Genomic DNA, 24,889 nt, shown 5'->3' with positions numbered 1-24,889 from the left:
ATGAACGCGCCTCATCCGTTTTCAGACCACGACATGATCGAGGGCCGCGCAATTGCGAATGGTCTTTCAGTTGACGTCGAAGACTGGTTTCAGGTGGGCGCTTTCGAAACCGTAATCGACCGGGCTGACTGGGACTCGATCTCCACCCGGGTCGAAGACAATATCGCGCGCATCCTAGACCTGTTCGGCGAGGCTGGGGTGAAGGGCACTTTCTTCACTCTTGGCTGGATTGCAGAGCGCCATCCATCGATGGTCAGACGCATCGCAGAGGCGGGGCACGAAATCGCCAGCCATGGTTACGATCATGCGCGCGTATTCACGTTCGAACGCAAAGCCTTCGCCGACGATATTCGCAAGGCCCGCGAGATCCTTGAAGATTGCTCCGGACAGGAAGTGACCGGATACCGCGCGCCAAGTTTCTCTGTCGACCCGCGTTGCCTCTGGGCCTTCGAGGAACTTGCAGAGCAGGGCTACGCCTACTCGTCCAGCGTGGCCCCAGTAAGGCATGACCATTACGGGTGGCGCGACGCGCCTCGTTTCGCGTTTAACCCGGTCGAAGGGTCCGACCTTGTTGAAATCCCGGTGACCACCGCGATGCTGGGCAAGCGCCGCGTGGGTGCAGGGGGAGGGGGCTTCTTTCGGGTCCTGCCATACGCATTTTCGCGCTGGGCCATCCGTCAAGTCAACAAGGTGGACCAGCGCCCGGCGGTTTTCTACTTCCATCCGTGGGAAGTCGATCCCGATCAGCCGCGTGTCGCCAACGCTCCGATCCGTTCGAAGCTGCGTCACTATACAAATCTCGACAAGATGGACGGGAAGCTTGCCACCCTTGTCGCGGAGTTTGACTGGGGGCGTATGGATGAGGTTGCGCGCCGGGAGGCTCGCCGGGCGAAACCCTTTATTCGCCCGCCGGTGGAAGCAAAGGCGCTATCATGAACGCGCCTCTCAACATGACCGTTACGGCATCGCTTGTCGATTTGTCCGACGACCGCCTCGCTCGTCGAATTGAGGAGTTCGTTAGCGAAGAGAGGGGAAGTCTGTTTCATCTGCCGCAATGGCTGAAAGCAGCAGAACGCGCCTCGGGTCACCGCGCAAGCGGTTTCATTACCGAACAAATGGGCGCAATCACGGGCTGGGTTCCGCTTACCGAGGTGCGCTCCCTATTGTTTGGGCAGGCACTCGTCTCAAGCGGATTTGGAGTTGGGGGAGGCATCCTCGCCGAGAGTGACGATGCCGCACGCGTTCTGGCACGTGCGGTTGAGAATTATGCGCAGATCTATGGCTTTGCGAGTGCCGAGATGCGCGGCGGTCCTGTTCCGCCGGGTTGGAAAGCGGTGAGCGACAAACATTGCGGGTTTGCCCGTGACCTTGCGCAGGACGATGAGGCGGAATTGCTGGCGATCCCGCGTAAAGCGCGCGCAGAGGTTCGCAAGGGGCTGAAGAACGGACTTGAGGTCAGGATCGGTCGAAGTTCGCAAGATATTGCCGCTCACTTCGCTGTCTATTCAGAAAGCGTGCGCAACCTTGGAACGCCTGTTTTCCCGAAGCGGCTCTTCCGCGCGATGCTGGATGCGTTTCCTGAAAGCAGCGATATCCTCACAGTCGTTCAGGATGGTGTGCCAATCTCAAGCGTCCTGTCGTTCTATCATAATGGCGCGGTGCTGCCCTTCTGGGGCGGCGGCAAGCATTGTTCTCGCGATGCGCGGGCAAATGAGCTGATGTATTATGAGCTGATGCTCCACGCGCGGCGAATGGGCATGAGCAGCTTCGATTTCGGCCGTTCGAAAACCGATAGTGGTCCATACCGGTTCAAGAAGAACTGGGGCTTTGATCCTGAACCTCTCACATATTCGACGTGGACCGCACCAGGCGAAGAGGCGCGCGACATCGATCCCACGAGCGATGCTTACGCAAGCAAGATCGCGGTATGGAAGAAGCTCCCGCTGGCTGTGGCCAATCGACTGGGCCCGCTTATCGCGCGCGATCTGGCGTGAGGTGATGGTCGTGACGGGCAATATTCTCTTCCTTGCGCACCGCGTGCCTTTTCCGCCCAATCGCGGCGACAAAATCCGCAGCGCGAACCTGCTCCGCAAACTTGCGAAGATTGCGCCGGTGCATGTCGGCGCCTTTTCCGAAAGCGAAGAAGACCGGGCAGGAATCGCTGAACTCGAAGCTTTGGCCACGTCGCACCTTATCGCCAATCGCAGTAAGCCACTCGTCCTTGCTGGCGTGGAGGCAGTGCTTTCTGGAAAGCCGGTCAGCCTTACCGCGTTCTACAGCACCGTGCTGGAACGCTGGGTACAAGAGACGATCGCGTCGCAAGATATCGAAACGATCGTCGTGTTCTCGGGCCAGATGGGTCAATACATTCCGGCGGAATATCCGGGCCGTGTGATTATTGACCTGTGCGATGTCGATAGCGCCAAGTTCGAAAGTTACGCAGCCGCGGGCCAGCGGGTTTGGCTCAACGCACGCGAAGGTCGCCTGTTAGCACGCGAAGAAGAGAGGCTGGGTCGCCGCGCAGATGCGACGGTTCTGATCAGCGATAATGAGGCTGCGCTTTTCCAGTCTCGCTTGCAATCTCCTTCGATGGCGAATGTTCAGGTCATCGGCAACGGCATCGATGCGCATGCTTTCGATCCGGAGCAGGTGGTTCCTCATCAGGCTCTGTTGGATAGTGATGGCCCCGCTTTCGTCTTTACCGGACAGATGGATTATCCTCCCAATGAAGCGGCCGTGTTGTGGGCAATCGACGAACTTCTGCCTCAGCTACAGGAGCTTCAGCCGAAGGCCCGACTGCATGTCATAGGTCGCAATCCGACCAAGGCATTGTCATCGCGCAACGCAAAGCCAGGAGTGACGGTCTGGGGAGAGGTGCCCGACGTGCGCCCCTTTCTTGCTGCAGCGACATGCGTTCTCGCGCCACTCACCATCGCAAGAGGGGTTCAAAACAAAGTCCTTGAAGCAATGGCGATGGCGCGACCCGTTCTCCTTACACCTCAGGCTGCAACGGGGATCGACGCTGAGGATGGGCGCCATTGGCTCGTCTGTGAAGCGAATGCGGGAGCGATGGCCGCTTGCGCTTCGAAGTTGGTCGATGACCCGGAAAAGGCCGTTCAGCTTGGCCAAGCTGCGCGGGAATTCGTTCTTGAGAACCATGCGTGGGATGCGATGCTTTCTCCCTTGGAGGCTCTCATCACAGGTCAAAGCAGCGAGGCGCGCAATGCAGCCTGACAGCATCTCCCAATCTCGCAGTTCTTCAGCGGCAATCGCAAAGATCCCGGTCGAGTGGCGAAAGGCACTGGGCCTGCTGGCTGCTGCCTCATTTGCCTTGATCGTTCTTACAGCGCGCGAGTGGGGCGAGATGCTGCACCAATGGTGGAACATCGATACCTATTCGCACATCATTCTGGTCCCGATAATCATTGGCTGGCTGGTCGCGCTTAAGTTCGGCGAACTCGCTCAGGTCGTACCGCGCTCATGGTCGCCAGGTCTGGCGATTGTTGCGGCGGGACTGGGACTGTGGCTGATGGGAAGGGCGAGCGAAATCAATCTGATTGCCCACGCTGGCGCGGTGGGGATGCTGCAAGGCATGGTCATTGCGGCGATCGGCCCGAGAGCTTCAATGGTTCTCGCGCTTCCTATCGCATTTGGAGTGTTCCTTGTGCCATTCGGCGATGAAATCATTCCCCCGCTTCAGGCTATCACTGCCGAAATCTCAATTGCGCTTACGCTTTGGAGCGGCATTCCGGCTGAAATCGATGGGATCTACATCGACACCCCTGCGGGCCTCTTCATCGTTGCCGAAGCCTGTTCCGGCGTAAAGTTCCTGATCGCCATGGTGACACTTGCTGTGCTCGTGTGCTTCACAAGGTTTGAGCGCTGGTCGCACCGCGCGCTGTTCATTCTCGCATCGATCGTCGTGCCGATTGTTGCGAACGGTATCCGCGCCTGGGGCACGATCTACATCGCGCAGAGCCAGGGGGTGGAGTTCGCAGCAGGCTTCGACCATATCTTCTACGGTTGGATATTCTTTGCGATTGTCGTCGCCTTGATCCTGGCTGCTGCCTGGCGCTACTTTGATCGGGAACCCGAAAACTACGGTTGGACCGCTGATGGCGTTGCGCGGTTCGCGCTGATACGCTCGATGGAGCGATTCCAGTCGAGCGCAATCGTTGTGTTCGCGTGTCTTGCCGCAATGGTTATTCTCACAGCAATAACAGCGAGCATTGTAGCCCCCGGAGCATTGGGCTAACCGCTTGACCAGCCATGTGCGGGATCGCCGGAATCTTTCATGCTGAAACGCCAAAGCCGGTCGATCCAAGGCGGATCGAACGGATGTGCGACGCAATGGCACACCGCGGTCCCGATGGTGCGGGTGTATGGACCGAGCAGGGCGTCGGGCTGGGGCATCGTCGCCTCTCGATTATAGATCTTGAAGGCTCACCACAGCCCATGCTTTCAGCTGACGGGCGCGCGGTCATCGCTTTCAATGGCGAGATTTACAACTTTCGTGAACTGCGCCGCGAGCTGGAGGGCCAAGGCGCGAAGTTTCGCACGTCTGGCGACACCGAGGTCATTCTGACCGCCTGGCAACGCTGGGGTGTGGATTGTCTCGATAAACTCCACGGCATGTTTGCCTTCGCGCTTTACGACCTGGACAAACGGCAGTTGCTCCTCGCGCGCGACCGTTTTGGTGTGAAGCCGCTTTTCATGACCCGCCTTGCCGATGGCGGACTGGCGTTTTCTTCAGAACTGAAGGGCCTTCTCGCTCACCCGCAAATGCGGCGCCGGGTCAATCCCCAAGCGGTGGATGCGTATCTGACATGGGGTTATGTCCCGGACAGCCACTCAATCCTGAGCGGTGTGGAGAAGCTGCAGGCCGGGCACTTTCTGCTTCTCGAACAGGGCCGCCCTGTCCCGGCCCAGCGCAGGTGGTGGGACATCAGTTTTGCGGATCGCACGAAGGGCAGCGAAGCGGACCTGTCAGCTGAACTGGTCCATTTGATGCGTGAAGCTGTCCAGTCACGCATGATCTCGGATGTACCTCTTGGCGCATTTCTGTCGGGCGGAGTAGACTCCTCGAGCGTCGTTGCTCTGATGAGCGAAGCAAGTAGTGAGCCGGTTCGTACTTGTTCAATTGGTTTCGATGTCGCTGAACTGGATGAAACCGATTACGCCTCGCAAATAGCGGAGAAGTTCAAGACTAACCACGAGAGCCGCACAGTCGCCAGCGACGACTTTGGCGCAATCGATCAAATCTCTGCGATGTTTGACGAACCATTCGCGGATGCGTCAGCCTTGCCGACATGGCGAGTGTGTCAGCTCGCTCGTGAAAAGGTGACCGTTGCCTTATCCGGAGATGGTGCGGATGAGGCGTTCGCCGGATATCGGCGGCAAGTCTTTCACCACAACGAAGAGAGGGTGCGCTCGCTCTTGCCGGCCGGATTGCGCCAGTCGCTTTTCGGCACGCTAGGTCGCTTTTGGCCAAAGGCTGACTGGGCCCCGCGACCCTTGCGCGCCAAAGCAACCCTGCTTGCTCTCGCCGAGAGCGGCGAAGAAGGATACGCGCGCGGATTGTCGGTCGCTGGTTTTGATCAGCGCGAGGCCTTGTACGATCCGGGATTTGTCAGGAATTTGAGCGGCTTTCGTGCAGAAGATGAGCTGGTTTCTCTGATGCGCTCGGCTCCTGCAAGAAGCGGTCTGGACCGCGCACAATACGCCGATCTCACTTTTTGGCTGCCCGGTGACATCCTCACCAAGGTCGATCGAACGAGTATGGCGGTAAGCCTTGAAGCGCGAGAACCGCTGCTCGACCATCGGCTTGTCGAATTTGCTTCCCGCCTGCCTGAAGGGATGAGGGTGAAGGGGACCACGGGAAAGCACCTGCTCAAGAAATGCATGGAACGCTATCTTCCCGACGAAATCCTCTATCGCCCAAAGCAAGGATTTGTGACCCCAATAGCGCAGTGGCTGCGAGGGCCGCTGAGCGGCGAGGCCCGGATGATCGCATCAAGTTCGACCTTGTCAGGGTTGGGATGGTTCAAACCCAACGCCATCAAGCGACTTTGCGATGACCACATTTCAGGTCGCAGCGACAACTCGCGCATTCTTTGGCAATTGCTGATGCTGGATCGCTCGCTCAAGCACCTGAATGTCTCGGGATAGGACTCAGCGCACAACCGCGTTTATCCCAAATGCAAGAGAATATAATGTCTCATCTGTATGAAATTTGGCCCAAATAGAGACTCATCCCATCACATAAACTCAAATAAATGTTTGCCTCTTAGCTAAGTGGTAGGTTAGCAATGGGTTAAAGCAGACCAAAAGGTCGCAAACGCGCTGCATCACGATGTCAAGCGTATCAGGGTCGAATTGGAGTTACGCGCAATGGACAGCAGCGTCGGCAAGGCAATTCCATGGACAGGCGATGAAGATTTGATCGCCGAGAGCGCGATCCACAATTCCATCCCTGAAAAACTCTTCTCCCTGCAGGAACTCGATGTCCTTTACGACGACCGCAGCGCGGCGCTGTGGACGTATATGAACCCGGAAGGGCGGCCATCGTTCACTCCGACCATGCTCGGTGATTTCGAAAACTGGCAGGATCTGATCGAGAGCGGGTTCGGCCCCGACAAGGTGCCTTTGCGCTATCTGATCCTTGGAAGCAGGTCGCCCGATGTGTTCTGCTTTGGCGGCGACCTTGACCTTTTCCAGCGCCTCATCAGGGAACGGGACCGCGACGCTCTCGTCGAGTACGGGCATCGTTGCTGCAACATACTGGATCGCAACATCCGCACTTTGGACATCCCGATGCTCACCGTCGGTCTGGTTCAAGGCACTGCGCTGGGCGGCGGGTTCGAGGCGCTGTTGTCGTTCGACTACATCATTGCGGAGCGGCACGCGACGTTCGGACTGCCGGAAGTGATGTTCGGTTTGTATCCAGGCATGGGCGCTCACGCTTTGCTGGTTCGCAAACTAGGATCGGCTCTAGCTGACAAGATCATCGTTTCGAACGAGACCTTTACGGCCGAACAGATGTACGAGTTCGGAATCGTCAACCAGCTGGCAGAACCTGGTGACGGGGCGAACGCGGTTCGCGAGTTCATCAAGAAGTCTGAACGCCGCCATGCCGGTCTGGTCGGGGCCCGGATGGCAACCAAGCGCGTCTGGAAGCTTCATCTTCAGGAACTCAATGAGATCACTGAGATGTGGGCCGACACCGCTCTGCAACTGAGCGAGACCGACCTCAAGGTCATGAGCCGCCTCGTCGCCGCCCAGGCGCGCCTTGCCGAACGGATCGCTACCGCAGCCGCTTGAGGCTTACGATCAGTTCTCGGCTCCGTGGCCTAGTGCCATGTACTCGTCGCTTTGCATTTCGTTGAGGCGACTGACGGTCCGCTCAAACTCGAAACTCCCGTCACCTGCGGTGTAGAGCTCTTCGGGGCGCGCCTCTGCTGTGACGAAGAGCTTCACCCGGTGCTCGTAAAGCGCGTCGATCAAGGTAACGAACCGAGCGGCCTCATTGCGTTGATCGGGCCCCATCTTGGGTATGCCAACGAGGATGATCGTGTGAAACGCGCGGGCGAGGGCGAGGTAGTCCGATGCGCCGCGCGCTTCCCCGCACAGGCGTTTGAAGCTGATCGCGGCGACGCCCTTCAGCGCCTTGGGTACGTGCATGTCGCGCTTTGAGCTGATGTCGAGCACGCCGGTGGGGACGTTGGCTGCGTCCTGCGGGTCGAAGTCGGTGAGACGGAAGAACACCTCGCGGACCTTGGCTGTTGCCTCTTCGCTGAATGGCGAATGCCACGTCGCCATATCTCCAATACGATCAAGCCGATAGTCGGTGGGACCATTCAATCCAACCACATCCAGCTCCTCGCTTATGAGGTCGATGAAGGGCAGGAAGTGTTCCCGGTTAAGGCCGTCCTTGTAAAGGTCCGCCGGTGGACGATTGGAAGTGGTGACGATGCACACATCCTGTTCGCGGATCAGCTGCGTGAACAGCCGGCTCATGATCATTGCGTCAGCTGAGTTGTTCACCACCATCTCGTCAAAGGCGAGCACGCGCAGACCCTCTGAAAGCTTCGCCGCGACGGGAGGGATCGGATCGCCCTCGTGGTTTTGGCGTGCAAGCCGCATTTCCTCGTGCACCTCCTGCATGAAGGCATGGAAGTGTGCGCGGCGCTTCTCGGGAATGGCGAGCGTGTCGTGGAACAGGTCCATCAGCATCGACTTGCCGCGCCCGACACCGCCCCACATATACACCCCTTGCGGTCGCGCCTGCTTTCGAGCGAACAACTGCGCCAGCAGGCCGCCCGGCTTTTCCGCCTCAAGCTCTTTCTGAAGCGCGTTAAGTCGTTCCACCGCGCGGCGCTGGTCCGGGTCTTCCCGCAACTCGCCATTCGCGATCAACTGCTCGTAACGGGCGCGCATTCGGGTCATCTGCCGACCTGTTGAGGACGCGGCTTCATCTTGCGCACGATGCCCGAATAGGAGGCGACCACGTCGTCGCCCTGCATCACCTGACCGCGCAGGAACAGCATCCGCCCTGTTTCGCGCACAATCTCGCTCACGGCGTCAAGCGGGCGCTTCGGATCGCCTGCGCCGACGAACTGGGTGGATAGCTCGACCGTCACCGAAGGCCCCGCTTCACCGGTTCCGAGCGTGTGCAGGGTCGCGAACAGGGCAATGTCGATCAGGCCCAGCGTCGCCGCGCCGTGAATGTTGTCGCCAAGGTTTGTGTGACGCTGCTCGGGAAACATGCGCAGGCGGCAAAACCTGCCTTCGACCCGCACCTGCATGTCGCCCAACACCGCCGCGTTGTAGCGGCTCTTGTCGTGGAGGTTCCAGCGATGCCAGCCTTCCTCTTCGCCCGCATCTTCTGGCGCGATCGCGCTGTGATCGAACGGGACTTGCGAAGGATCGGGCTGATGTCGCATGGGAATGCTCATGCCTTTGGCACAGGCTTCCGCCGTAGGAAAGCTTCGATCAGATGGCGCGTTCGGCCATCATCTTCTTGGTCTCTGCGATGGCCTTGGCCGGCGACAGGCCCTTGGGGCAGACATTCGCGCAGTTCATGATCGTGTGGCAGCGATAGAGGCGGAAGGGGTCTTCCAGCTCGTTCAGACGCTCACCCGTCATTTCGTCGCGGCTGTCGGCGAGCCAGCGATAGGCCTGAAGCAGGATTGCAGGGCCAAGGAACTTGTCCGAATTCCACCAGTAGCTCGGGCACGAGGTCGAGCAGCAAGCGCACAGGATGCATTCGTAAAGACCGTCCAGCTTCTCGCGCTGTTCCGGGGTCTGCAAGCGCTCCTTGCCCGAAGGCGTCGGGCTGACGGTTTGCAGCCACGGACGGATCGAGGCGTACTGCGCGTAGAAGTGCGTGAAATCGGGCACGAGGTCCTTGATCACGTCCATATGCGGCAGCGGCGTGATGCGGATCTCGCCCTTCAGGTCTTCGATCGCGGTGGTGCAGGCAAGGCCATTGGCACCATTGAGGTTCATCGAGCACGACCCGCAGATCCCTTCGCGGCACGAACGGCGGAAGGTCAGCGTCGGGTCGATCTCGTTCTTGATCTTGAGCAGGGCATCGAGAACCATCGGGCCGCAATCATCGAGGTCAATCTCGAACTTGTCGTAACGCGGATTCTCACCGCTGTCGGGATCGTAGCGATAGACCTTGAACGATTTCACCCGTTTCGCGCCATCGGCCTTATGCACTTTGCCGCTTGGCTTGATCTTCGAGTTCTTCGGAAGGGTGAATGTCGCCATGATGTAGATGTCCCTGTCTATCAATGTCCTACTTAACGCCTGTGGCATGGGAGGCAAGGCAGCAGTGCTTGCGCGCTGTGCGATGCGTGTTGCCAGATGCTCAAGTCGCTGGCGCGTCCATGGCGTTTTGCAGCTGTGCGTGGACCGTACAAGCGCCCTTTTGGGAAAATGGCGAACACCGTCAAGTTGCTGACATATATGCAGAATGCTTAGCTTTCGGATGTTGGACATGTGACCTTTCATATTCTGACCCATCTCGTTGTGGACGTAAGCCGCTGGCGCTGGAACTTTTCGTCTTCCCACTCGCTCTACCGGTCATGGATCAAGTAGGAAAATGGCCCCGTAGCGCGGCCGTGTTCGGTGCAAGCGGCGGCATAGGCCGTGCCGTTGGCGAAGTGCTGGCGGAAGGCGGCTGCGAGATCGTCCATGTCGGGTCGCGAAGCGGCAACGTTCCCGAGGGCCCGGCATTCCGCCCTTTCACATTCGACCTCACTAACGAAAGCAGCATTGCCGACGCCGCAAGCGCGATGAAGAAAGCGCCTCCGGAATGCGTCTTTGTTGCCAGTGGCATCCTGACCCTTTCAGACGGAACCGGACCAGAACGCACTTACAAGCGCCTCGACGCGGCTGCCATGGCGCAGGTGTTTGCCATCAACACCACCGGCCCGGCCATCGTCGCCAAGCATATGCTTGCGCTCATGCCTCGCGAGAAGCGCTTCGTCTTCGCTGCGCTGAGCGCGCGCGTCGGCTCGATCAGCGATAACGGGCTGGGCGGTTGGCACTCCTACCGCGCTTCGAAGGCTGCGCTGAACATGCTGCTCCGCAACTTTGCGCTCGAAACCAAGCGCACGCACAAGGAAGGCGTCGTGGTTGGCCTTCATCCGGGAACGGTCGACACGAAGCTTTCCGAAAGGTTTCAGTCGAACCTGCCCGAGGGACAATTGACCACGCCGCAAGACGCAGCGCGCATGCTTGTCGATGTCATGCGCAGCCTTGGCCCCGATGACAGCGGCAAGGTTTTCGACTTCGCGGGTAAGGCGATCCCGGCCTAACCGGTTGCCAGCATCGCCCAGGCGAAGACGAACCCGGCAAGCGTGAGGGCGATCGCCGTCGCCCTGAGAGCGCGTCCGGAAACGTAGCGGGCGACAAACTCAATCACCGCACCGAGCGTCAACAGCATCAGCGCCGCGACGACGAAATCGCCAATCTGCCAACTGACCTCGCCTGTGAGTTGCATGGCCACAAGTGGAATTGCCAGCACCGCGCAGGATATGGCGGCAAAAGCGATCCGATAGGATCGACAGTTGGAATTGGTCGAAAGGGCGGCGGACATGGTTCATGCTCCCATAGGTTTGGGTCGATGCCTCCGATCTATGGTATGAACCTGTCTGCCCGCCAATGGCAAGCGCTGCGTCGAATTACCCCGCGATCAGAGCGTTTCGACGCCACGCTTCGGCGAGCAGTGTCTCAAGCAGATCGCCATGGCTGAAACCTGCCTGCGCGGCAGCTTTTGCCATGACCTTTTCCGACCACAAATTGCAGTTGAGGTTGATCTCGATGAAGTTGATGTCGCCGGTCTTTAGGTCGACGCGAAACTCGATCCGGCCATAATCGAACGGTAGGAATTCGCGCGCGAATTTGTGCGCCATTGCCTCGATCTTAGGTGCGAAATCCTCGTGATCGAACCGTTTCAGCGCGGCCTTCTCCGTGTTCGGGACAAGATCGCGCTTTTCGTAATAGGTCCACAATTTCTGAGTGTTTTCACGCTCATACCACAGCATCGGGAGCGAAACCGCCTTGCCGTGCATGGTGATGAAGGCACACTGGACGTCGTAGCCGTCAAGGTAAGGCTCGACGATTGCATCGTGGCCCTGACCGTGAATGTCCGCAACGGAATTGGTAGCGCCGTTCCAGTCGAAGGCGTCCGAAATACCCCAGCTTGCCGAGCTGGCATTGGGCTTGATGACCCAGCGTCCATCGGGGGAAGGGGGCAAGTCGCTTTCCTGCACCGGAGCCCCGCGGCGGAAGCAGAACCAGGGCGCAGTGGGAACGCCGGCATGAGTGGCGACCAGCTTGGAAACCGATTTGTCATCGCCAAGCCCGCGCAGGAACGGCATCGCACCCAGGTAGGGCAGGCGGTGCATGTTGCACAGGACCGGGATCAGCATTTCAGAGTTCACGAACCCCCCGCGATTGAGCAGCGGGAAAACGAAGTCGACCTCAGGCGGCGTAAACAGGACTTCGTAGCTGTCAGCCAGTTGCAGGTTCAGCCCAAGCTGTTCGAGGCTGGTGCGCACTTCGTGATGGTAAATGGCGTGGTTGCCGTCTTCGGGGTGCATCCCGCCGCCCCAGTTGGCATGCTTTGCCATGAAGAGAAGCCGCACGCGCTCTTTGTCTTCAGCGCTGATGCGCAGCGGGGTCAGGGTATCGCTCATACTTCTTCCGGTTTTTATAATGCGCCCCGCCCTCCGCGCGCATTAGTCGCACTCAATATAACGCGCCAGCACAAACCGCATGCCGTGGTGCCGGAATGCGACAAAATGATTTGGCAAATCGCCGGATTTGAGGGAGACTTACCGCTCGGCAATCGGGCTCAGGAGGGATCGATGGGCTTGGGAGACTTGTACGACGCGCATATCATGCCGCGCCTCATTCGATGCGCGTGCAGCACAGGCCAGGTTATGAAGCGCCGTTCAATGGTCGTGCCGCTCGCCAAAGGCGACGTGTTCGAACTTGGCTGCGGGGGCGGGATCAACCACGAATTCTACGATGTTGCGGCGGTTTCATCCTATGCCGGTATCGACCCGCACGAAGGCCTGCTCGACAACGCGCGCGCCGCTGCGCAGGCGAAGGGCTGGCCGGCGGATATCAGGCAGGGGGTGGGAGAGAATATCCCATTCGCCGCAGGTTCCTTCGACACGGTTGTGTGCACCTTCACCCTGTGTTCGGTTCAGGATCCTGCGAAGGTGCTGTCAGAAATGCGCCGCATCCTGAGGCCGGGAGGAAAGGCGCTTTTTCTGGAACATGGGCGCGCACCCGATCGCGGCGTTGCAAAATGGCAGGACCGGATCGAGCCGGTGTGGAAACGCATGGCGGGTGGGTGTCACCTGACACGCCCGATCGGCTCTGCGTTTCGTGGCAGCGGGTTCGAGGTTGAGCCGATTGGGCAGGGTTATCTGCCCAAAGCGCCGAAATTCGCCATGTGGAACGAATGGGGGATCGCCCGCAAAGTGGGGATCTGATTTGGGGGCATGAAAAAAGGGGCCGGGAGAATTCGTTCTCCCGGCCCCTTTGATTTCCAGATTCAGGCGGTGGTTACTCGCCGAATGTGCGCTGCCACCAACCGCCGCGTTTCTTGCCGCTTTGGGCCTGATCGTCATTGCTGGCCACTTCGGCTGCTTCTTCAACCGCTGGCTCGGCATTTTCGACAGGCGCCGCGTCATCGGCTTTCGGCTCTTCAGCAGGAGCTTCTGCTGCGGGTGCTTCTTGCGCGGGGGCCTCTTCGACCTTTTTCTTGCGAGGTGCGCGTTTGCGCTTGGGCTTTTCCTCAGCAGGTTTTTCTTCCGCAGGAGCGGCCTCTTCAGCCTGAGGTTCTTCAGCCTTGGCTTCTTGCGCGGGTGCGTCTTCAACCTTCTTCTTGCGAGGCGCGCGCTTGCGCTTGGGCTTTTCTTCCTTGGGAGCCTCCACGCTTTCCGCTTCCGCCTCAGCAGCCATCGCCTCGGCAGTTTCGGGAGCGTCATCCGGTCCGGCAACAACCGTCATGTCTTCCTGAACCTGTTCGGAGATCTCTTCGAGGTGCTCCGCATCTTCGGAAGTCACCGTTTCGTCGGTCTTCTTGCGGCGACCGCGACCACCACGGCGGCGGCGACGCTTGGGCTTTTCTTCGCCATCATCCGACGTGTTCTCGGACGTGTCGTCATCACCCGTCTGTTCATCCTCGTCGCCGTCTTCGCCATCCTCTGACGATCCGTCATCGTCGCGCTTCTTGCCGCGGCCACGGCCTCCGCGACGGCGGCGGCGCTTCTTCTTCCGGGGAGCATCGTCGTCCTCGTCCGATGCGTCATCCTCGGGGATGTCGTCCTCGTCCTCATCGTCATCCACGATGGGTTCGAACTTGGGCGCTTCGGTCGGGCGCGGTCCCTGGCTCGAGACTCTCATCTTCGCGCCTTCGTCCTCGCCTTCAGGCTTGACCTCGACGATGACGCCATAACGCTGCTCGATCTCGACCAGTTCGTGGCGCTTTTCGTTGAGGAGATAGACCGCCGCTTCGGTGCTGGCTTCGAGACAGATCTTGCTGCCTTTGCCCTTCGCCGCTTCGTCTTCGATCAGGCGCAGCGCGGACAGACCAGCGGATGACGCCGTGCGCACGAGGCCGGTGCCATCGCAGTGCGGGCATTCGCGAGTGGTCGCTTCCAGAACGCCGGTGCGAAGGCGCTGGCGGCTCATTTCCATCAGGCCAAAGCCCGAAATGCGTCCGACCTGAATGCGCGCCCGGTCGTTCTTGAGCGCTTCCTTCATCGCCTTTTCGACTTTGCGGATGTTGGAATTGTATTCCATGTCGATGAAGTCGATGACGACGAGCCCGGCCATGTCGCGCAGGCGCAGCTGTCGAGCGATTTCGCGCGCGGCCTCAAGGTTGGTGTGAAGCGCGGTCTGCTCGATCCCGTGCTCCTTGGTCGAGCGTCCTGAGTTGATGTCGATCGAAACCAGCGCCTCGGTCGGGTTGATGATCAGATAGCCGCCTGATTTCAGCTGAACCATCGGATCATACATCGCACGCAGCTGATCCTCGGCGCCGTAGCGCTGGAACAGGGGCACGGGGTCGGAATAGGCTTTCACCCGGCGCGCATGGCTGGGCATCAACATTTTCATGAAGGCCTTGGCCGACTTGTAGCCTTCTTCGCCCTCGACCACGACTTCCTCGATCTCGCGATTGTAAATGTCGCGGATCGCACGCTTGATAAGGTCGCTGTCGGAATGGATGAGGCTGGGCGCGGTCGATGCCAGAGTGGTCCGGCGAATATCGTCCCAAAGCCGCGCGAGATAATCGAAGTCGCGCTTGATTTCGGTCTTGGTGCGCGAAAGCCCTGCGGTTCGGACGATCAGGCCCATGGACTTGGGCAGCGACAGATCCGAAACCACCTGCTTCAGACGCTTGCGATCGCTGGCCGAATTGATTTTGCGGCTGATCCCTCCGCCATGCGAGCTGTTCGGCATCAGCACGGTGTAACGGCCAGCAAGGCTGAGATAGGTGGTGAGGGCAGCGCCCTTGTTGCCGCGCTCTTCCTTCACGACCTGGACAAGCAGCACCTGGCGACGCTGGATGACGTCCTGGATCTTGTAGCGGCGACGAAGAGCCATACGCTTGGCGCGGACTTCGTCGACTTCCTTGGCGCGGCTGCGGCCCTTTTGCGGGCCTTTCTTGCCGTTCTGACGGCGGCGACCGCGACCCCGGCGACCACGACGCGGCTTTTGATCGCCATCATCGCTATCGTCGCTGTCGTCGGACGAGTTCTCTGCATCCTCGTCGCTGTCGTCTTCCTCATCGTCGTCGTCATCGTCATCCGATGCGCCGTCTTCGATGGTGGAAACCTTGTCCTTGTCCGAAGTGTCGATTTCCTCGAGCCCGTCTTCGGCGAGGTCTTCGGCGAGCGCTTCCGCGCTTTCGTCATCGGCATCGTACTCCTCGCCAGGAGTGATGCCGTCTTCCTCTTCCTCGTCACGAAGGCGCGCTTCTTCTTCGGCGGCCTCCGCTTCTTCCGCGAGCAGGGCTTCGCGGTCGCTTTGCGGGATTTGGTAGTAATCGGGGTGGATTTCGTTGAAGGCGAGGAAGCCGTGGCGATTGCCGCCAAAATCCACAAATGCCGCCTGCAACGAGGGTTCGACCCGCGTTACCTTGGCTAGATAGATGTTACCTTTGATCTGCTTGTGTTCAGCAGATTCGAAATCGAATTCCTCAATCCGGTTGCCTTTGAGCACCGCCACCCGGGTCTCTTCCGAGTGGCGCGCATCGATTAGCATGCGCGTTGCCATGTATTATTCTCCGAACGCCCCGTCGCTGCGCCAGTGAATGGCGGGAAGGGCGTGTATTGTTGGGGTAATCGGCCCTAAGTCTCGACCCTGCGTCGGCAGGGGCGATGGTCGGGCCGGTAGCGGTGAATGCGCGCTTCTGCATTTGCGGGAAGCGCGCAGTGATCGTGTCTGCTGTGAAGAGAGTGCGGCTCATGTCCGCGCTGCGACTCGCGAACTCACCCATGCCGCCATTGCGGGGAGTGAGTTCTTGCGAGGAGAAGCGTCTCGTCACTGCATCAACCTGTTATGTGGCCGGTCTTTGCGCCGGATAAAGCGCTGTTCGGCCTTGTGAATGAAGCCGGGAGTATGTGCGTCATGAATTGATCGCGGGACACCCCGTTTCGATTACAAGCGCTAGCACCGGTGGTTAAGCGCCGCAACTCTATTGCGCATACACAACGCAACATTCTAAGCCGTTAAGATAATGAGCATCCGAACGCTCCTGTTGCTTGTCATTGCTGTGCCTGCCCTTGTTCTGGGCGGCGCCAAGGCGCTGGGCGTGACCATTCCCGTGCCCGAATGGGGGCGCGACTACGTAATGCGGTTCCTGCTCGATCCCGCGCCTGTCGAGGTCGACCTGCCCGAAATCCTGGGGCCTGAGGACGAGACGCGGCCGCTTGTCGTTCTCGATGCCGGTCATGGCGGCCGCGACCCCGGCTCGATCGGGCTCGATGCATCCGGCGAGCAAGTGCTTGAGAAGGACATCGTGCTGGCTCTCACTCTCGCGCTTCGTGACAATCTGCTTGAAGGAGGCGGGATCAGGGTTGCGCTGACACGCACGGGCGACACCATCGTGCCGCTTGCCCAGCGCCCCGAAATCGCGCGCCAGTTGGGGGCCGACCTGTTCCTTTCGATCCACGCCGATTCCGCCGGTGGACGCAGCGATGTGGCTGGCGCAAGCATCTACACCTTGTCGAACGAGGCATCTTCCGAAGCCGCCGCAAGGTTCGCCGAGCGTGAGAACGCCGCCGACAGCCTCAATGGCATCACAATCGAGGGGCAGAGCGCGCAGGTGAGCGCAATCCTTGTCGAACTGTCGCAACAACGCACGCAGGACGATGCGACCGAGTTTGCCTCGCTCATCGCAAGGGAAGGGGGCGATGTGATCCGTTTCCACCCGCAGGCGCGCCGCTCTGCGGTGCTGGCCGTGCTTCGTGCGCCTGACGTGCCGGGCGTCCTGTTCGAAAGTGGCTTTGTGACTAATGAAGCAGATCGCGCCCGCCTGACCACTGAAGAAGGTCAGCAATCCTACGCCGAAGTGCTGGCGCAGGCTATCCGCGTCTATTTTGCACGGCGTGCCGAGCCTTAGTCGTGCATCTGCAAGCCGCGCTGGCATTCCTTGGCGAACCACGATAAATCGCGAAGTCAAATGACCGAAGCAGACCCCCAAGCTCTCAATTTCGTCGATTATGCCCGCTATCGCTTCAACCGCGATCTGACGGGCGCGATGGCGTGGTTTTCCGCCAAATGGCGCGAAAGCCTGCTGTTCAAGCTCGGTGCATTCGCGCTCGGTGCCTTTGCCGTGGTCTGGATTGCCGCGTGGGGTTGGCTTGCGAGCGACCTGCCCGAAGCCGCCAGCCTGACCGAATACGAAACTCCGCTGCCAACAGTCGTGCGCGGGACAGATGGCGAGATCGTACACTCGTACGCCCGCGAACGCCGCGTTCAGCTGCAATATGCCGATTTCCCCGACCTTTTGATCAACGCGTACCTGTCTGCCGAGGACAAGACCTTCTTCAGCCACGGCGGCGTCGACTATTCAGGCACGGCCAACGCAGTGGTCGATTACCTTAACCCCAGCCGCACCCGCCGGGCCGTGGGCGGGTCGACCATTACGCAGCAGCTGGCGAAGATTCTGCTTCTTGGTGACGAATATTCGGTCACGCGCAAGCTCAAGGAGATGATCCTTGCCGGGCGGATCGAGCAGGTGCTCTCGAAGGAGGAAATTCTCGAGCTTTACCTGAACGAAATTCCGCTGGGACGCCGTTCGTTCGGAGTTCAGGCCGCATCGCGCGCCTATTTCGACAAGGACGTGGGCGAGCTGGAACTCCACGAAGCCGCTTTCCTTGCGATCCTTCCCAAAGCGCCCGAACGCTATGGTCGAAGCGGGCAGGAACAAGCCGCGATGTCGCGCCGCGATTTCGTTCTCGCCCAGATGGAGGAGAACGGCTTCATCACCGAGGCGGAACGCGCGGCAGCCGCTGCGCAGCCGCTGGGACTGGTTACTCAGCGCAGTGAGCGGAGCGCGGACGCCGGTTACTTCCTTGAAGAAGTGCGCCGCGAACTGATCGAGAGATTCGGTGAGACCGCAGAGGACGGCGAGAACAGCGTTTATGCGGGCGGTCTGTGGGTTCGTACTTCGCTCGATACAGGGTTGCAGGAAGCGGCCCGCGATGCATTGCGCCGCGGCCTTGTGCGGTATCACGGGGGCCGGGGCTGGTCCGGAGCGATCGCGACCATCGACGTGAGCGAAGGCAATTGGGCGAGCCAGCTGGCCAGCTCCTATCTGGGGGTCCGATACGAAGACTGGCGCGTCGGTGTCGTCACGCAGCGCAGCGGCTCTTCAGCCACGATTGGTTTTTCGAACGGCGACGAAGCGCCGCTCTCGAACCTCCCCAATGCTCTGAAAGCCGGCGACGTGATTGCCGTCAGCCCCGCAGGCAACGGTTTCCGTGTAGAGACCGTTCCAGAGGCGCAGGGCGGGCTTGTCGTACAGGACGCGCAGACCGGACGCGTGCTCGCCATGCAGGGCGGGTTCGACCACCGCCTGTCCGACTTCAACCGCGCAACGCAGGCGATGCGGCAGCCCGGTTCGACCATCAAGCCGTTCGTCTATGCGACCGGCCTCGACAACGGCATGACCCCTTCGACCGAAGTCGATAACACGCGCTATTGCTATTATCAGGGCCGCAGTCTGGGCGAAAAGTGCATCAGGGGAGGCCGTGCGGGCCAGTTCCCGATGCGATACGGTCTGGAGCAGTCGCAGAACATCATGACGGTGCAGATCGGCATGCAGGCCGGCATGGAAAACGTCGTCAATACGATCGAGACGCTCGGCATTTCGGACGATCCCGATCCCTATGCCGCGACTGCACTTGGCTCTGAAGAAACGACCGTTGGCAAGATGGTCGCCGCCTATGCCGCGCTTGCCAATCACGGGCGGCTCAATCAGCCGACGGTCATCGATTACGTGCAGGACCGCAATGGCCGCGTGATCTGGCGTGCGGATGAACGCGCCTGCAATGGCTGCAACATGGCGCAATATGACGGCAGCCCGATGCCGCGCTTCGGCATCAAGGGTGAGCAGGCGATGGACGCGCGAACCGCGTACCAGACGATGCACATGCTCGAAGGGGTGGTGACGCGGGGGACCGCGACCATCCTGCGCGACCTCGATCTGCCGCTGTTCGGCAAGACCGGCACCACCACCGGTCCCAAGGATGTGTGGTTCGTCGGCGGGACGCAGCGCCTTATCGCAGGCGCTTATGTCGGCTTCGACAATCCGCGCAATATGGGCGGCTATGCCTATGGCGGCACGATTGCAGCGCCGATCATCAAGGATTTGATCCAGAATTCGAAAGAGCGCTGGGAAACCGTGCCGCCTGTTGCGCCTGAGGGCATCCGGATGGTGCGCGTCGACCGCCGCACCGGCAAGCGCGTTCTGGATGGCTGGCCGACCGGCGATCCGCGCGGTGACGTGATCTGGGAAGCTTTCAAGCCCGACACAGAACCAGACCGCCGCACCCGCCAGGACGAGATCGCTGCCAAGCGTGCCGAAATCCTCGCGCTGATCGCCGCAGGGCGATCAGGCAATGCACGCGGTCCCCGCCGTGAGGGTGAGCCGACAAACTTTGCCGAGGAGCAGGGAGGAATTTACTGATGCGTCAGCTGGTTGCTGCGGTCGCAGCCGTGATCGGCCTCATCGCCATGGGCTCTGCCACGAGCGCCAGGGCACAATTGCAGGTGGGCGATCCCGCTCCGATATTCTCCACCAGCGCAGCGCTTGCCGGAGAGCGGACGAACGTCATCCTCACCGCCATGCTGCGCGAGGGGCCGGTCGTGCTCTATTTCTACCCTAAAGCATTCACCAGCGGCTGCACACTCGAAGCGAACGCCTTTGCCGAGGCGATGCCCGAATTCAAAGCTGAGGGTGCATCGGTCCTCGGGATGTCGAACGATGACATCGAAACATTGAAGCGTTTCAGCCGCGAGGAATGCCGCGATGCTTTTCCGGTCGGCGTTGCCACCCGTCGCCTGATCGAGGCGTATGACGTTGGCAGCGGCAATTCCGGTTTCGCGCGCCGCACCTCCTATGTCATCGGTCAGGATGGCCGGATCGCCCATGTCTATTCAAGCGGCGACTGGCGCGGTCATGTGCGCGAAACCTTGGCCGGGGTACGGGCACTGTCTGACTGAAGCGGACCCATGCGCTTTACAATCGGCTGACCGCCGCTAAGCGGGTCGGCCAACTGAAACGTAAGGAATAATTATGCGGGCCGAGGCCCAGGCACATATCGACCGGATCGAAGCGGCGCTCGCTCTCGTCCGGCAATCGCTCGATTGGGAGCGCGCCCTGCGTCGCCTCGACGAGCTGAATGCGCGCGTCCAGGATCCGACGCTTTGGGACGATCCCAAGGAAGCGCAAAAGATCAGCCGCGAGCAAAAGCAGCTCGAAGACGCGGTCAACACCGTCAACGAGATCAGCGCCGAAATGGGAGACGCGGTCGAGTTCATCGAAATGGGTGAGGCCGAGGGCGAGGAAAGCGTCGTCAACGACGGGCTCAAGAGCCTTGAGCGGCTCGCCAAGCGCGCTGATGCGGACAAGGTGCAGGCGCTGTTGTCGGGCGAGGCGGATGGCAACGACACCTATCTCGAAATTCATGCAGGCGCAGGCGGGACCGAATCTCAGGACTGGGCTGAGATGCTGTTTCGCATGTATGGCCGCTGGGCCGAACGGCGCGGCTTCAAGGTCGAAACGGTCGAGTATCAGGCGGGCGATCAGGCCGGGATCAAGTCGGCGACGCTGCTGCTGAAGGGCGACAACGCCTACGGCTACGCCAAGACAGAGAGCGGGGTTCACCGCCTCGTCCGCATCAGCCCTTACGACAGTGCGGCTAAGCGTCACACCAGCTTTTCAAGCGTCTGGGTCTATCCGGTGATCGACGATGACATCGATATCGAGATCAACCCCGCAGACCTCAAGATCGACACCTACCGCGCATCGGGCGCAGGTGGTCAGCACGTCAACACCACCGATTCCGCCGTTCGCATCACGCACCAGCCAACCGGCATCGTTGTCGCCTCGCAGAACGATCGCAGCCAGCACAAGAACCGCGCCACCGCGATGAACATGCTGAAAGCGCGCCTGTTCGAACGCGAAATGGCTGAGCGTGAGGCCGCAGCCTCGGGCGAGTATCAGGAAAAGAGCGAGATCGGGTGGGGTCACCAGATCCGCTCCTACGTCCTTCAGCCGTACCAGATGGTGAAAGATTTGCGCACCGGGGTGACGTCCAGTTCGCCGGACCGCGTGCTCGACGGCGATATCGACGATTACATCTCCGCCGCTCTCGCCCAGCGTGTGACGGGCGAAAAAGTCGAGGTGGAGGACGTCGAATGATCGGCGCGAGGCTCGGTATGCTGGGCCTGGTTGCAGCTGCCCTTGGCGGGTGCGACGCTCTGTCCGAGCCGCCCAGCGACCGGCTTGAAACCGCTCTCGAATTCCCGCGGCCTGCGCGCGATGTCGCCGCGACCGTTTCAAACCAGTTTTCGAACGAGGATGCCCGCGATGAACGCGGCGAAGCGCAGGCCGTCATGGACCTCGCCGATATCTCGCCCGGCATGACGGTGGCCGATATTGGCGCTGGCGAGGGGTACTACACCATTCGCCTCGCAAACCGCGTGGGCGAAGATGGCCGTGTGCTCGCGCAGGATATCGACCGCGAAGCTTTGCAACGGCTTGGCCGACGCGTTGAGCGTGAGCGGCTTGAGAACATCTCGATCAAGCTGGGCAGTCCGGACGATCCGCAATTGCCGGTCGACAGTTTTGATCGCATTTTCCTCGTCCACATGTATCACGAGGTGGAGGAGCCTTACGCCTTCCTTTGGCGCATGTGGCCCGCCCTTGCGGATGAAGGGCAGATCATCGTCGTCGATGTCGATCGCCCAACCGGGCGCCATGGCATCCCGCCAGCGCTGCTTTTCTGCGAGCTTAAGGCGGTTGGATACAAGCTGGTCGAATTCGTCGAACGTCCTGATCTGCGCAGCTATTTCGCCCGTTTCCAGCGCGGTGAGGAACGCCCTGAGCCCGAGGCCATCTCGGTCTGCGCAAACAACTGACGCCCGGCCCTTTTTCAACACCTGCCCGTGCGCCCTTTCCAGCGCGGATGCGCGGTGCTAGGCGCTGCGACCACAAAACAGGCCGATGAGAGAGGCCAGTAAAAGAGGATAGTCGCCGCAGGATGACAGATTTCCCAACCCGTTTTGACCGCGAGGATTTGCTCAAATGCGCGCGCGGCGAATTGTTTGGCCCGGGCAATGCACAATTGCCCGAACCGCCGATGCTGATGATGGACCGTATCACCGATATTTCCGGCGATGGGGGGGAGCATGGCAAGGGCCATGTTGTTGCCGAATTCGACATCAAGCCGGACCTGTGGTTCTTCGATTGCCACTTTCCCGGCAACCCGATCATGCCCGGTTGCCTCGGCCTTGATGGCCTGTGGCAGCTGACCGGCTTCAACCTGGGCTGGCGTGGCTGGCAGGGGCGCGGTTATGCGCTTGGCGTGGGCGAGGTGAAGCTCACCGGAATGGTGCGCCCGGATCGCAAGATGCTCACATACTACGTCGATTTCACCAAGGCCGTTCAGACCCGCCGCCTCACCATGGGCGTCGCCGATGGCCGGGTCGAGGCCGACGGCGAAGTTATCTATCAAGTCAAAGACATGAAAGTTGCTTTGTCCGAGGCCTGATTAGGCCACGTGACTGCATACTCTGGGGCGAGAAGGGAATTTATGCGCCGCGTCGTTATCACCGGGTTGGGGATCGTATCCTCGATCGGAAACAATGCAGATGAAGTGCTTGCCTCGCTGAAGGCGGGCAAATCCGGCATCACTTTCAATGAGGAAATGGCCGAGCACGGCTTTCGCTCGCAGATCGCGGGGGCAATCGACCTCGACGTCAAGGAGCATGTCGACAAGCGCACGCTTCGCTTCATGGGACCGGGCGCAGCCTACGCGCACATCGCGATGGGTCAGGCGATCGCCGATGCCGGGCTTGAAGAGAAGGACGTCATCAACCCGATGACGGGCGTGATCGCCGGTTCCGGCGGTCCTTCGACCTCGGCGATGCTGGCTGCGCACCAATCCGTGCTCAAGACCGGCGGGACCAAGCGGATCGGCCCGTTCGCCGTGCCCAAGACCATGTCGTCGACGGTCAGCGCGAACCTTGCGACGGCTTACCAGATCAAGGGCATGAACTTCTCGATCACGTCCGCGTGCTCAACTTCGCTCCATTGCATCGGTATGGCAGCGCAGCAGATTGCGCTTGGCACGCAGGACGTCATGTTCGGCGGCGGCGGAGAAGAGCTGGACTGGACCCTGTCCTGCCTGTTCGACGCCATGGGAGCGATGTCCAGCAAGTATAACGAAACGCCCGAGCGCGCCTCGCGGGCATTCGATGCAGACCGTGACGGCTTCGTGATCGGTGGGGGCGGGGCGATGGTCGTGCTGGAAAGCCTCGAACATGCACAGGCACGCGGCGCAAAGATCTATGCCGAGGTTACCGGCTTTGCGGCAACTTCGGACGGCGCTGACATGGTTGCACCGTCTGGCGAAGGCGGGGAGCGCGCAATGCGCGGCGCGATCCGTACACTTAGCGAGGATCGCAAGGTCAGCTACATCAACGCTCACGGCACTTCGACACCTGTAGGCGATGTCGGCGAGATCGAAGCGGTGCGCCGCGTATTCGGAGAGGGCTCAACTCCGCCGGTAAGCTCGACCAAGTCGATGACCGGCCACAGTCAGGGCGCAACCGGTGCACAAGAGGCGGTTTACTGCCTGCTCGCGCTGGAGAACGATTTCATCATCCCCTCGATCAATGTCGAAACGCTTGATCCAGCGCTCAAGCCTGAAGAGATTGCGACCGAGCTGGTCGAGAATGCGGGGCTGGATACCGTCATGACGAACTCGTTCGGTTTTGGCGGGACCAACGGCTCGATGTTGCTGTCGAAATTTCACGGATAAGGTGATCGGATAATGGGCGTTCTTGACGGAAAACGCGGCCTTGTGATGGGTGTGGCCAACGATCGCTCGATCGCATGGGGCATCGCGAAAGCCTGCGCCGACGCAGGTGCCGAGCTGGCCTTTACCTATCAGGGCGAAGCTTTTGGAAAGCGGCTTGCACCACTGGCGCTGAGCGTTGGTTCGGACACCATGCTCGACGTCGACGTCACAGATGACGCATCGCTCGACGCGGCCTTTGGCGCGCTGCGCGACAAGTGGGACACGCTCGATTTTCTGGTTCACGCTGTCGCCTATTCGGACAAGTCCGAACTGACCGGGCGTATTCTCGATACCACCCGTGCGAACTTCAAGAACTCGATGGATATCTCGGCCTACAGCTTCATCGAGGTCGCACGCCGCGCGCATCCGATGATGAAGGATAATGGCGGCACGCTTCTGACGCTCAGCTATATGGGTTCGAACCGTGTCACGCCGAACTACAACGTCATGGGCGTTGCCAAGGCGGCGCTGGAGGCGGGTGTGCGATACCTTGCCAACGACCTCGGCCCCGAAGGCATTCGCGTGAACGCCATCAGTCCGGGGCCGATGAAGACGCTTGCAGGGTCGGCCATTGGCGGCGCTCGCAAAACCTACAAGCACACCGAAGCCAACGCCCCATTGCGCGCCAATGCGACGCTTGACGCGGTGGGAGGCACGGCGGTCTATCTGTGCTCGGATGCGGGCGCGTGCACAACCGGCGAGATCATCCGCGTCGATGGCGGCTTCCACGTTCTCGGCATGCCCCAGCACGACAATCTGTGACG

Annotated in this window: 22 protein-coding genes; 16 read left to right on the top strand and 6 right to left on the bottom strand. The window is 60.3% G+C overall.

The window, feature by feature from the left end:
- From CD351_RS10725 to CD351_RS10700, 6 genes are all read left to right on the top strand, one after another.
- Positions 1 to 936, top strand: coding sequence for an XrtA system polysaccharide deacetylase (locus CD351_RS10725; RefSeq protein WP_111992640.1), 936 nt, complete (start codon positions 1 to 3; stop codon positions 934 to 936).
- On the top strand, positions 933 to 1,994 hold the full coding sequence (locus tag CD351_RS10720; protein ID WP_111992639.1) for a FemAB family XrtA/PEP-CTERM system-associated protein: 1,062 nt from the start codon (positions 933 to 935) through the stop codon (positions 1,992 to 1,994). Before CD351_RS10725 ends, CD351_RS10720 begins: the two co-directional genes overlap by 4 nt.
- A 10-nt stretch (positions 1,995 to 2,004) precedes the next feature.
- The gene (locus tag CD351_RS10715; RefSeq protein WP_234027107.1) at positions 2,005 to 3,234 is read left to right on the top strand and encodes a TIGR03087 family PEP-CTERM/XrtA system glycosyltransferase; all 1,230 of its coding nucleotides are present in this window, start codon (positions 2,005 to 2,007) and stop codon (positions 3,232 to 3,234) included.
- Positions 3,224 to 4,255, top strand: a complete 1,032-nt coding sequence (gene xrtA, locus CD351_RS10710) for an exosortase A (protein ID WP_234027106.1) — start codon at positions 3,224 to 3,226, stop codon at positions 4,253 to 4,255. Before CD351_RS10715 ends, xrtA begins: the two co-directional genes overlap by 11 nt.
- 14 nt (positions 4,256 to 4,269) lie before the next feature.
- Positions 4,270 to 6,168: an XrtA/PEP-CTERM system amidotransferase gene (locus tag CD351_RS10705; RefSeq protein ID WP_111992638.1), complete on the top strand. Its 1,899-nt coding sequence runs from the start codon at positions 4,270 to 4,272 to the stop codon at positions 6,166 to 6,168.
- A 222-nt stretch (positions 6,169 to 6,390) separates the two neighbouring features.
- Positions 6,391 to 7,320: a crotonase/enoyl-CoA hydratase family protein gene (locus CD351_RS10700; protein WP_111992637.1), complete on the top strand. Its 930-nt coding sequence runs from the start codon at positions 6,391 to 6,393 to the stop codon at positions 7,318 to 7,320.
- Between the two features lie 9 nt (positions 7,321 to 7,329).
- Here CD351_RS10700 and zapE read toward each other — a convergent pair whose 3' ends face one another.
- The 3 genes from zapE to CD351_RS10685 are packed head-to-tail and all read right to left on the bottom strand — an operon-like array spanning position 7,330 to position 9,774.
- Positions 7,330 to 8,445 (bottom strand): cell division protein ZapE, encoded by a 1,116-nt coding sequence (zapE, locus tag CD351_RS10695; RefSeq protein WP_111992636.1) that lies wholly within the window; start codon positions 8,443 to 8,445, stop codon positions 7,330 to 7,332.
- Positions 8,442 to 8,942 carry a PaaI family thioesterase gene (locus CD351_RS10690; RefSeq protein WP_111993710.1) on the bottom strand — a complete coding sequence of 167 codons (501 nt, stop codon included), beginning with the start codon at positions 8,940 to 8,942 and terminating at the stop codon, positions 8,442 to 8,444. Before CD351_RS10690 ends, zapE begins: the two co-directional genes overlap by 4 nt.
- A gap of 49 nt (positions 8,943 to 8,991) precedes the next feature.
- Positions 8,992 to 9,774 (bottom strand): succinate dehydrogenase iron-sulfur subunit, encoded by a 783-nt coding sequence (locus CD351_RS10685; RefSeq protein WP_007164343.1) that lies wholly within the window; start codon positions 9,772 to 9,774, stop codon positions 8,992 to 8,994.
- Positions 9,775 to 10,091: 317 nt separating this feature from the next.
- On the opposite strand from CD351_RS10685, the gene CD351_RS10680 reads away from it, so the two are divergent.
- A complete protein-coding gene (locus CD351_RS10680) occupies positions 10,092 to 10,826 on the top strand; it encodes an SDR family NAD(P)-dependent oxidoreductase (RefSeq protein ID WP_111992635.1) in 735 nt (244 codons plus the stop codon).
- Here the strand turns inward: CD351_RS10680 and CD351_RS10675 are convergent.
- Both CD351_RS10675 and CD351_RS10670 read right to left on the bottom strand, forming a co-directional pair.
- Complete coding sequence (locus tag CD351_RS10675; RefSeq protein ID WP_162627692.1) at positions 10,823 to 11,107, bottom strand: hypothetical protein; 285 nt, start codon at positions 11,105 to 11,107, stop codon at positions 10,823 to 10,825. The genes CD351_RS10680 and CD351_RS10675 overlap by 4 nt on opposite strands.
- An 85-nt stretch (positions 11,108 to 11,192) precedes the next feature.
- Positions 11,193 to 12,209: a phosphoribosylglycinamide synthetase gene (locus tag CD351_RS10670; RefSeq protein WP_111992633.1), complete on the bottom strand. Its 1,017-nt coding sequence runs from the start codon at positions 12,207 to 12,209 to the stop codon at positions 11,193 to 11,195.
- Positions 12,210 to 12,413: 204 nt separating this feature from the next.
- On the opposite strand from CD351_RS10670, the gene CD351_RS10665 reads away from it, so the two are divergent.
- The gene (locus CD351_RS10665; RefSeq protein WP_111993709.1) at positions 12,414 to 13,016 is read left to right on the top strand and encodes a class I SAM-dependent methyltransferase; all 603 of its coding nucleotides are present in this window, start codon (positions 12,414 to 12,416) and stop codon (positions 13,014 to 13,016) included.
- Between the two features lie 73 nt (positions 13,017 to 13,089).
- On the opposite strand, the gene CD351_RS10660 is transcribed toward CD351_RS10665, so the two are convergent.
- Positions 13,090 to 15,807: a ribonuclease E/G gene (locus CD351_RS10660; protein ID WP_111992632.1), complete on the bottom strand. Its 2,718-nt coding sequence runs from the start codon at positions 15,805 to 15,807 to the stop codon at positions 13,090 to 13,092.
- 463 nt (positions 15,808 to 16,270) lie between these two features.
- On the opposite strand from CD351_RS10660, the gene CD351_RS10655 reads away from it, so the two are divergent.
- The 8 genes from CD351_RS10655 to CD351_RS10620 all read left to right on the top strand — a co-directional run bounded on the left by CD351_RS10655 (position 16,271) and on the right by CD351_RS10620 (position 24,887).
- Positions 16,271 to 17,155 carry an N-acetylmuramoyl-L-alanine amidase gene (locus tag CD351_RS10655; RefSeq protein WP_111992631.1) on the top strand — a complete coding sequence of 295 codons (885 nt, stop codon included), beginning with the start codon at positions 16,271 to 16,273 and terminating at the stop codon, positions 17,153 to 17,155.
- A gap of 60 nt (positions 17,156 to 17,215) precedes the next feature.
- Positions 17,216 to 19,726, top strand: a complete 2,511-nt coding sequence (locus tag CD351_RS10650; protein WP_111992630.1) for a penicillin-binding protein 1A — start codon at positions 17,216 to 17,218, stop codon at positions 19,724 to 19,726.
- Positions 19,726 to 20,262 carry a peroxiredoxin gene (locus CD351_RS10645; RefSeq protein ID WP_111992629.1) on the top strand — a complete coding sequence of 179 codons (537 nt, stop codon included), beginning with the start codon at positions 19,726 to 19,728 and terminating at the stop codon, positions 20,260 to 20,262. The genes CD351_RS10650 and CD351_RS10645 overlap by 1 nt, the downstream gene beginning before the upstream one ends.
- A gap of 73 nt (positions 20,263 to 20,335) precedes the next feature.
- Complete coding sequence (prfB, locus tag CD351_RS10640; protein WP_111992628.1) at positions 20,336 to 21,463, top strand: peptide chain release factor 2; 1,128 nt, start codon at positions 20,336 to 20,338, stop codon at positions 21,461 to 21,463.
- Positions 21,460 to 22,182, top strand: coding sequence for a class I SAM-dependent methyltransferase (locus tag CD351_RS10635; protein ID WP_111992627.1), 723 nt, complete (start codon positions 21,460 to 21,462; stop codon positions 22,180 to 22,182). The genes prfB and CD351_RS10635 overlap by 4 nt, the downstream gene beginning before the upstream one ends.
- A 122-nt stretch (positions 22,183 to 22,304) precedes the next feature.
- Complete coding sequence (gene fabA / locus CD351_RS10630; protein WP_067506891.1) at positions 22,305 to 22,814, top strand: bifunctional 3-hydroxydecanoyl-ACP dehydratase/trans-2-decenoyl-ACP isomerase; 510 nt, start codon at positions 22,305 to 22,307, stop codon at positions 22,812 to 22,814.
- Between the two features lie 42 nt (positions 22,815 to 22,856).
- Positions 22,857 to 24,086 carry a beta-ketoacyl-ACP synthase II gene (locus CD351_RS10625; protein WP_111992626.1) on the top strand — a complete coding sequence of 410 codons (1,230 nt, stop codon included), beginning with the start codon at positions 22,857 to 22,859 and terminating at the stop codon, positions 24,084 to 24,086.
- A gap of 12 nt (positions 24,087 to 24,098) precedes the next feature.
- The gene (locus tag CD351_RS10620; protein ID WP_234027105.1) at positions 24,099 to 24,887 is read left to right on the top strand and encodes an enoyl-ACP reductase; all 789 of its coding nucleotides are present in this window, start codon (positions 24,099 to 24,101) and stop codon (positions 24,885 to 24,887) included.
- The last annotated feature ends 2 nt before the right edge of the window (positions 24,888 to 24,889 follow it).

Source organism: Erythrobacter sp. KY5 (assembly GCF_003264115.1).
Classification (GTDB): Bacteria; Pseudomonadota; Alphaproteobacteria; order Sphingomonadales; family Sphingomonadaceae; genus Erythrobacter.
This window is presented reverse-complemented; position numbering and strand designations above follow the sequence as displayed.

What these genes read in the sequence shown, in the direction of transcription:
- CD351_RS10725 (WP_111992640.1), top strand. Translation starts at nt 1, where the DNA reads ATGAACGCGCCTCATCCGTTTTCAGACCACGACATGATCGAGGGCCGC.
- CD351_RS10720 (WP_111992639.1), top strand. Translation starts at nt 933, where the DNA reads ATGAACGCGCCTCTCAACATGACCGTTACGGCATCGCTTGTCGATTTG.
- xrtA (WP_234027106.1), top strand. Translation starts at nt 3,224, where the DNA reads ATGCAGCCTGACAGCATCTCCCAATCTCGCAGTTCTTCAGCGGCAATC.
- CD351_RS10705 (WP_111992638.1), top strand. Translation starts at nt 4,270, where the DNA reads ATGTGCGGGATCGCCGGAATCTTTCATGCTGAAACGCCAAAGCCGGTC.
- CD351_RS10700 (WP_111992637.1), top strand. Translation starts at nt 6,391, where the DNA reads ATGGACAGCAGCGTCGGCAAGGCAATTCCATGGACAGGCGATGAAGAT.
- zapE (WP_111992636.1), bottom strand. Translation starts at nt 8,445, where the DNA reads ATGACCCGAATGCGCGCCCGTTACGAGCAGTTGATCGCGAATGGCGAG.
- CD351_RS10690 (WP_111993710.1), bottom strand. Translation starts at nt 8,942, where the DNA reads ATGCGACATCAGCCCGATCCTTCGCAAGTCCCGTTCGATCACAGCGCG.
- CD351_RS10685 (WP_007164343.1), bottom strand. Translation starts at nt 9,774, where the DNA reads ATGGCGACATTCACCCTTCCGAAGAACTCGAAGATCAAGCCAAGCGGC.
- CD351_RS10680 (WP_111992635.1), top strand. Translation starts at nt 10,092, where the DNA reads ATGGATCAAGTAGGAAAATGGCCCCGTAGCGCGGCCGTGTTCGGTGCA.
- CD351_RS10675 (WP_162627692.1), bottom strand. Translation starts at nt 11,107, where the DNA reads ATGTCCGCCGCCCTTTCGACCAATTCCAACTGTCGATCCTATCGGATC.
- CD351_RS10670 (WP_111992633.1), bottom strand. Translation starts at nt 12,209, where the DNA reads ATGAGCGATACCCTGACCCCGCTGCGCATCAGCGCTGAAGACAAAGAG.
- CD351_RS10665 (WP_111993709.1), top strand. Translation starts at nt 12,414, where the DNA reads ATGCCGCGCCTCATTCGATGCGCGTGCAGCACAGGCCAGGTTATGAAG.
- CD351_RS10660 (WP_111992632.1), bottom strand. Translation starts at nt 15,807, where the DNA reads ATGGCAACGCGCATGCTAATCGATGCGCGCCACTCGGAAGAGACCCGG.
- CD351_RS10655 (WP_111992631.1), top strand. Translation starts at nt 16,271, where the DNA reads ATGAGCATCCGAACGCTCCTGTTGCTTGTCATTGCTGTGCCTGCCCTT.
- CD351_RS10650 (WP_111992630.1), top strand. Translation starts at nt 17,216, where the DNA reads ATGACCGAAGCAGACCCCCAAGCTCTCAATTTCGTCGATTATGCCCGC.
- CD351_RS10645 (WP_111992629.1), top strand. Translation starts at nt 19,726, where the DNA reads ATGCGTCAGCTGGTTGCTGCGGTCGCAGCCGTGATCGGCCTCATCGCC.
- prfB (WP_111992628.1), top strand. Translation starts at nt 20,336, where the DNA reads ATGCGGGCCGAGGCCCAGGCACATATCGACCGGATCGAAGCGGCGCTC.
- CD351_RS10635 (WP_111992627.1), top strand. Translation starts at nt 21,460, where the DNA reads ATGATCGGCGCGAGGCTCGGTATGCTGGGCCTGGTTGCAGCTGCCCTT.
- fabA (WP_067506891.1), top strand. Translation starts at nt 22,305, where the DNA reads ATGACAGATTTCCCAACCCGTTTTGACCGCGAGGATTTGCTCAAATGC.
- CD351_RS10625 (WP_111992626.1), top strand. Translation starts at nt 22,857, where the DNA reads ATGCGCCGCGTCGTTATCACCGGGTTGGGGATCGTATCCTCGATCGGA.
- CD351_RS10620 (WP_234027105.1), top strand. Translation starts at nt 24,099, where the DNA reads ATGGGCGTTCTTGACGGAAAACGCGGCCTTGTGATGGGTGTGGCCAAC.